The 6,283-nt window shown below is 62.1% G+C and carries 4 protein-coding genes; all 4 read left to right on the top strand.

The features are described 5' to 3' along the window. Positions 1–732 (top strand): PQQ-dependent sugar dehydrogenase (locus GEU01_RS18840; protein ID WP_019087309.1); only part of this gene is annotated, 732 nt, incomplete at its 5' end. Positions 733–961: 229 nt separating this feature from the next. Continuing rightward, positions 962–1,561, top strand: coding sequence for a CatB-related O-acetyltransferase (locus GEU01_RS18845; protein WP_010515894.1), 600 nt, complete (start codon positions 962–964; stop codon positions 1,559–1,561). A 330-nt stretch (positions 1,562–1,891) separates the two neighbouring features. Then, a complete protein-coding gene (locus GEU01_RS18850) occupies positions 1,892–3,112 on the top strand; it encodes an efflux RND transporter periplasmic adaptor subunit (RefSeq protein ID WP_019087210.1) in 1,221 nt (406 codons plus the stop codon). Continuing rightward, positions 3,090–6,194 carry an efflux RND transporter permease subunit gene (locus GEU01_RS18855; protein WP_019087209.1) on the top strand — a complete coding sequence of 1,035 codons (3,105 nt, stop codon included), beginning with the start codon at positions 3,090–3,092 and terminating at the stop codon, positions 6,192–6,194. Before GEU01_RS18850 ends, GEU01_RS18855 begins: the two co-directional genes overlap by 23 nt. Positions 6,195–6,283 lie beyond the last annotated feature (89 nt).

Raw genomic sequence — 6,283 nt, forward strand, 5'->3', positions numbered from 1 at the left:
GGCTACAACCATCACTGGACAAAAAACCTGCTTGCCAGCCCGGATGGCCGTTTTTTGTATGTGACCATCGGGTCCAACAGCAATGTTGCCGATAACGGGATGGACGTCGAAGAGGGACGGGCCCGGATCGACCGGCTCGATCTGAGCACGGGAAAGCTGACGCCCTATGCGACGGGGCTGCGCAACCCGAACGGGCTGGCTTTTGAGCCGGAGAGCGGTGCCCTGTGGGTGGTGGTCAACGAGCGCGATGAAATCGGTAGCGACCTCGTCCCCGACTACATTACCTCGGTCAAGGAAGGCGCATTCTATGGCTGGCCTTACAGCTATTATGGCCAGCACGTTGACACACGGGTCTCGCCGCAGCGACCGGACCTCGTCGCGCAGGCGATCGCGCCGGATTATGCGCTTGGCCCGCATACGGCCTCCCTTGGCATCACCTTCTCTCAGGATGTCACCCAGCTTCCGGACGCCTGGCGCCATGGACTGTTCGTCGCACAGCATGGATCGTGGAACCGGCGGCCCAAGAGTGGCTACAAGGTCATCTATGTGCCGTTTGCCGATGGGAAGCCGTCCGGCACGCCGGTTGATGTGCTTACGGGTTTCCTGACACCGGACGAAGCGCATGTGCATGGTCGACCGGTCGGCCTCGCGATTGACAGGTCGGGCGCATTGCTGGTGGCAGACGATGTGGGTGGTGTCATATGGCGTGTGTGGGGTAACGCCGCCGAATGAAGGGGGTGCAGACCGGTCATACCTGGCTCATTTCTTTTGGATCGGTTCTGAGATGACATATGAAGAGGGGCTGGAACTGATCAGGAAGGAATAAAGAGGTTGATAGCGCTTCATATATCTCGTTCTTAACAAGTCCACTATGGCAAGGCAGTTGATTCCTGTGACCGATGTGCAAAAACACATATCGACAGCCGCTTAACCTCAACCATGATGGGAGAAAACTGCCCAGATGTATTACGGCAAGAATGCCTTTTCGCTGCTCCTACGCTACACGCTTGCCCACGAGATTGAGGAATGGGGCTGGGAGATCGGGGACCATACGTATGGCGCCAAGGGTTCTCCCATCATCATAGAGGCCGAATATGCCGGCCTGAAGATCGGGAAATACTGCTCGATTGCCCGCGAAGTGCTGATGATCCTGGGCAACCACCGCACGGACACGATCACCACCTACCCGTTCAAGAACCAGTGCAATTTCTGGCCCGAAGCAGCTGACGCATCCGATGACCATTCCACCAAGGGGGATATCGTCATCGGCAATGATGTCTGGATCGGCGCGCGGGCCAACATCATGTCAGGTGTAACCATCGGGTCTGGCGCGATCATTGCCACGGCGGCGGTGGTGACCAGGGACGTGCCGCCTTACGCCATCGTCGGCGGCAATCCGACCCGGGTTATCAGATACCGCTTCCCCGAGAGAACCATCGAGCGGCTGCTCGCACTGGCATGGTGGGACTGGCCAGAGGAGGTCATACGGGCTCGGATGCCGCTCCTGATGAGCGATAATATCGAGGGATTCCTGAGTGCATATGAAGGTGTTCCAGCGTAGCGCCTTCATCCCCTTCCAATAGCTTGATAGCATTGCGCCATGGGAAACGCTGAATGCCCGCCCCAATTTGTTCCTATCTGAGCTCATGTCTGAACCCGCTCATTCATGCTGGTTCATGCCAAATTGGCCGGTTTAGGGCCGAATAAGGTAAAACAAACGGATCAGCACCATATGTGTGCCTACGTAATCCCACCTGTTACCCGCGTGTTTGCAGCCAGCCGACAGTAGCACCTGTACGCCATTGCAATACGATACGGTCTCGTCTATGCAAGCCATAACGGCTGCGTCGTGCCGCTGGATTCAGGACATGACTGAGGGTGATCGGTATCCATGCAAACCAGACATACTGGCAATGAAAGCGTGGGCCATGCCCAGCCTCCATCTTTCCTGGCTACCATTCTTCATCCGATCCTGCACAGGGAAGGCAGCCTCCCGCCGGGCCAATATCCCGCGCCCGCCGTGGAAAAACCGCGTAGCGCTCCGGGCCTGATCCTGCTCTGCCTGCTGCTTCTGCTTTCAGCCTGCCACAAGAAGGTGGCAGTGGAGGAAGTCCGCCCCGTCCGATCCGTCATTGTGGACCCGACGCCTGACACGAACGGCGAGGTGGTGACGGGACAGGTCTCCGCCCATCAGTCCATCAACCTCGCCTTCCGCCTGCCCGGCAAGGTGGTGGAACGTTCCGTGTCCGCAGGCAGCGTCGTGCGTGCGGGGGACGTGCTGGCGCGGCTGGATGACACGGTGCCACAGCAGACGCTGCGCACGGCGCTGGCGGAAAACGCCACGGCAAAAGCGGCGCTGGAACAGGCTGCCCCCCTGAAGCAGCGGGCCGCAGCCCTGCTGCCGGTGGAGGCCATTTCACGCAACGATTATGACGACGCGGTGCGCCGCTACAAAACCGCGCAGGACCAGGTGCAGGCGACACAGGCGCAGGTACGCGTGGCGCAGGAACAGCTTGGCTACACCCGCCTGATGGCGCCCGAGGACGGCATCGTGACCGACCGGCTGGTGGAAGCAGGCGAGGTGGTGGCCGCAGGCCAGCCCGTCCTGCGCATGGCGGCGGGTGGCGGGCTGGACGGGCAGTTCGACATGCCCGAAGCCCTGGCGCAGTCCCGTCTGACCGTGGGCATGACCATGAAGGTGTGCCTGGACGCAGCGCCTGCTACCTGCGCACCCGCCGCGATCTATGAAATCGCGCCCGATACCGATCCGCTGACCCGCACCTATCATACCAAGGCGCTACTGCGCGCCACGCGGGACATGATGCCGTTGGGCGCGGTGGTGACGGGGCATCTGTCCATATCATCAGCGCCAACCGTCCATCTGCCGCCCGCCGCCCTTGCCACACAGGACGGCAAACCTGCGGTCTGGATCGTGGCCCCCGACACGCTGCGCGTCTCCCAGCGCCCCGTCACCATTGCCCGTTATGCCACCGATGACGTGGTGATCGCATCCGGCCTGAACGCCGGGGACAGGGTAGTGACGGCAGGCGTGCAGGCGCTGTATCCGCAAGAAAAGGTCAGCCTGCTGGATGAAGCCGATGTCCGTCCCTGAGCCACGCGCGCCGGGGGGCATAAACCTGTCCGACTGGTCCATCCGCCACCGTGCGCTGGTCCTGTTCTTCATGATCCTGATCGGCGTGGCCGGCATCCAGTCCTACTTCAGACTGGGCCGGAATGAAGACCCGCCCTTTACCGTCAAGACCATGGTGGTGGAGGCGTTCCTGCCCGGTGCGTCGGTGGAGGAAACCACCCACCAGCTGACCGAACGCATCGAGAAGAAACTGCAGGAAACGCCTGACCTCGATTACGTCAAGAGCTATACGCTGGCGGGCAAGACCACGATTTTCGTCAACCTGCTGTCCGGCGCACCCAAGGCGGAAGTGCCCGACATCTGGTACCAGGTGCGCAAGAAGGTGGGCGACATCAAGGCCCAGTTGCCGCAGGGCACGCTCGGCCCGTTCTTTGATGACGAGTTCGGCGATACCTACGGTATCATCTACGGCTTTACCGCCGATGGCTTTTCCCACCGCGAACTGCGTGACTATGTCGAGACGGTGCGCGACGAACTGCTGCATGTGCCCGACGTGGCCAAGATCGACACGCTGGGCGCGCAGGACGAGAAGATCTATGTCGATTTCTCCACCCACCACCTGGCCCGGCTGGGCATAAACGGGGCCACGATTGCGGCCGCCCTGCTGGCGCAGAACGCCACCGTACCATCCGGCGTGATCGATACCGGGCGCGAACAGATACAGGTCCAGCCCACCGGGCAGTTCGGGTCGGTGCAGGACATTGCCAATGTCACGGTCTATGCCGGCAGCCGCAAGATCCGGCTGGGTGACATCGCCACTATCACCCGCACCCATTCCGACCCGCCGCAGACCATGTTCCGCGTGGGCGGGCAGGATGCGATCGGGCTGGCGCTCAGCATGCGCAGTGGTGGCAACGTGCTGGAACTGGAGAAGAACATCACGGCCAAAATGGCTGAACTGCACGCCCGCATGCCCATCGGCATCGAGGCGCACCTTGTCGCCAACCAGCCCAAGGTGGTGCATGACGCGGTAGGGGACTTTACCGAGGCCCTGTTCGAGGCCATCGTCATCGTGCTGGGCATAAGCTTCCTCAGCCTTGGCGCCCGCGCGGGCACGGTGGTGGCGTTCTGCATTCCCTTCGTGCTGGCAGTCGTGTTCGTGTGCATGAAAATGTTCGGCATTGACCTGCAGCGCGTCTCGCTCGGCGCGCTGATCATCGCCCTCGGCCTGCTGGTCGATGACGCCATGATTACGGTGGAAAGCATGGTCAGCAAGCTGGAGGAAGGCTGGACCCTGACACGGGCCGCGACCTACGCCTATGTCTCGACCGCGTTCCCCATGCTGACCGGCACCCTTGTGACAGTGGCGGGGTTCATCCCGGTCGGGTTCGCGAAAAGTGTCGCGGGGGAATACACATTTTCTCTGTTCGCCGTGGTGGGCATGGCGCTGATCGCGTCATGGTTCGTGGCCGTGCTGGTGGCGCCGCTGGTGGGGGTGACCATCCTGAAGCGGCGCCCGGCGGCAGCACCCCATGCCCCGCCGGAAGGGCGACTGCTGCGCGTGTTCAGCCGGGCGCTACTGTTCACCATGCGCCGCCCGCGTGCGACCGTGCTGGCCAGCCTTGCCGCACTGGTCGTGGCCATTGCGCTGTCCCCACTGGTGCCCCGGCAGTTCTTCCCTGCATCCGACCGGCCGGAACTGCTGGTTGACCTGTCGCTGCGGCAGGGGGCATCGATCAAGGCGACGGCGGATGTCTCGCGCCGGCTGGATGCCATCCTGCGTAATGATCCCGATATCGACCACTGGAGTTCCTATGTCGGGCGCGGGGCTGTGCGCTTTTACCTGTCGCTTAATGAGCAGTTGCCCAACGACTTCTTTACCCAGACCGTCATCGTGGCCAAGAGTGCCGTGGCGCGTGACCGCCTGCGCAAGCGGCTGGATGGTGCACTGAGCCGCGACATGCCCGACGTGGTGCATGGGCTGTTCCCGCTGGAACTCGGGCCACCGGTGGGCTGGCCAGTGCAGTACCGCGTGACCGGCCGTGACCCAGACCGGGTATGGCATTACGCGCATGACGTGGCGAAGATCATGGCCGACAGCAACCAGTTGCACATGGTCAATTTCGACTGGGGCGATCCCGCGCGCAAGCTGAAGATCGACGTGCGGCAGGATGAAGCGCATCGTCTGGGCCTGTCATCGGGGGCGATTGCGCTGGCCATCAATTCGGCGGTGACCGGGCTTACGGCGACGCAGGTCCGTGACAGCATCTATCTGGTCGATGTCGTTCTGCGCGCCAACCATGCCCAGCGCCTGTCGATCGAGGATCTGCGCAATCTTGATATCCGCCTGCCCAATGACCAGACGGTGCCATTGTCTACCGTGGCAAGTGTTTCATACGTCGAGGATTATCCCCTGATCTGGCGGCGCGACCGCCTGCCGACGCTGACCATACAGGCGCAACTGCGCGATGGGGTGCAGGCGGATACCGCCGTTGGCACGCTGGCCCCGAAAATCGCGGCGTTCAATGCCAGCCTGCCATCAGGCTACCATGTCGCGGTGGGCGGCACGGTGGAGGAGAGTGCGAAATCGCAGAAATCCGTCGTGGCTGTCGTGCCGCTCATGATCCTGGTCATGCTGGGTGTGCTGATGATCCAGTTGCAGGACTTCAGGCGGCTGGCGCTGGTCATCAGCGTGGCCCCGTTTGGCCTGATCGGGGTGGTGGGTGCGCTGTTCCTGACCCAGCACCCGATGGGGTTCATCGCCATGCTGGGGCTGGTGGCGCTGATTGGCATGATCATCCGCAACTCGGTCATTCTGGTGCATCAGATCCAGATCGAAAAGGATCTGGGGCAGTCGGAATGGGATGCGGTGATGAATGCGGCCAAGATCCGCTTCCGCCCCATCATGCTGACCGCTGTCGCCGCCATCCTGGGCATGCTGCCCATTGCGTCCAGCGTATTCTGGGGGCCAATGGCCGATGTCATTATGGGTGGGCTGGCCGTGGCGACGGTGCTGACGCTGATCTTCCTGCCTTCGCTGTACGTGCTGTGGTTCAAGGTGAAGGAAACGCCATCGCCGCAGGTTGAGGGAGCCACAAGATGAAACGCATCCCGATCCTCCTGCTGCCTGCGCTGCTGGCGGGCTGCGCGTGGCTGGCCCCCACTTACCACCGGCCACAGATGCCCATGCCC

Source organism: Komagataeibacter europaeus LMG 18890 (genome assembly GCF_000285295.1).
GTDB lineage: Bacteria > Pseudomonadota > Alphaproteobacteria > Acetobacterales > Acetobacteraceae > Komagataeibacter > Komagataeibacter europaeus.

Bases quoted from the DNA above. Each gene is read 5' to 3' on its own strand.
- GEU01_RS18855 (WP_019087209.1), top strand. From the start codon at position 3,090: ATGAAGCCGATGTCCGTCCCTGAGCCACGCGCGCCGGGGGGCATAAAC.
- GEU01_RS18850 (WP_019087210.1), top strand. From the start codon at position 1,892: ATGCAAACCAGACATACTGGCAATGAAAGCGTGGGCCATGCCCAGCCT.
- GEU01_RS18845 (WP_010515894.1), top strand. From the start codon at position 962: ATGTATTACGGCAAGAATGCCTTTTCGCTGCTCCTACGCTACACGCTT.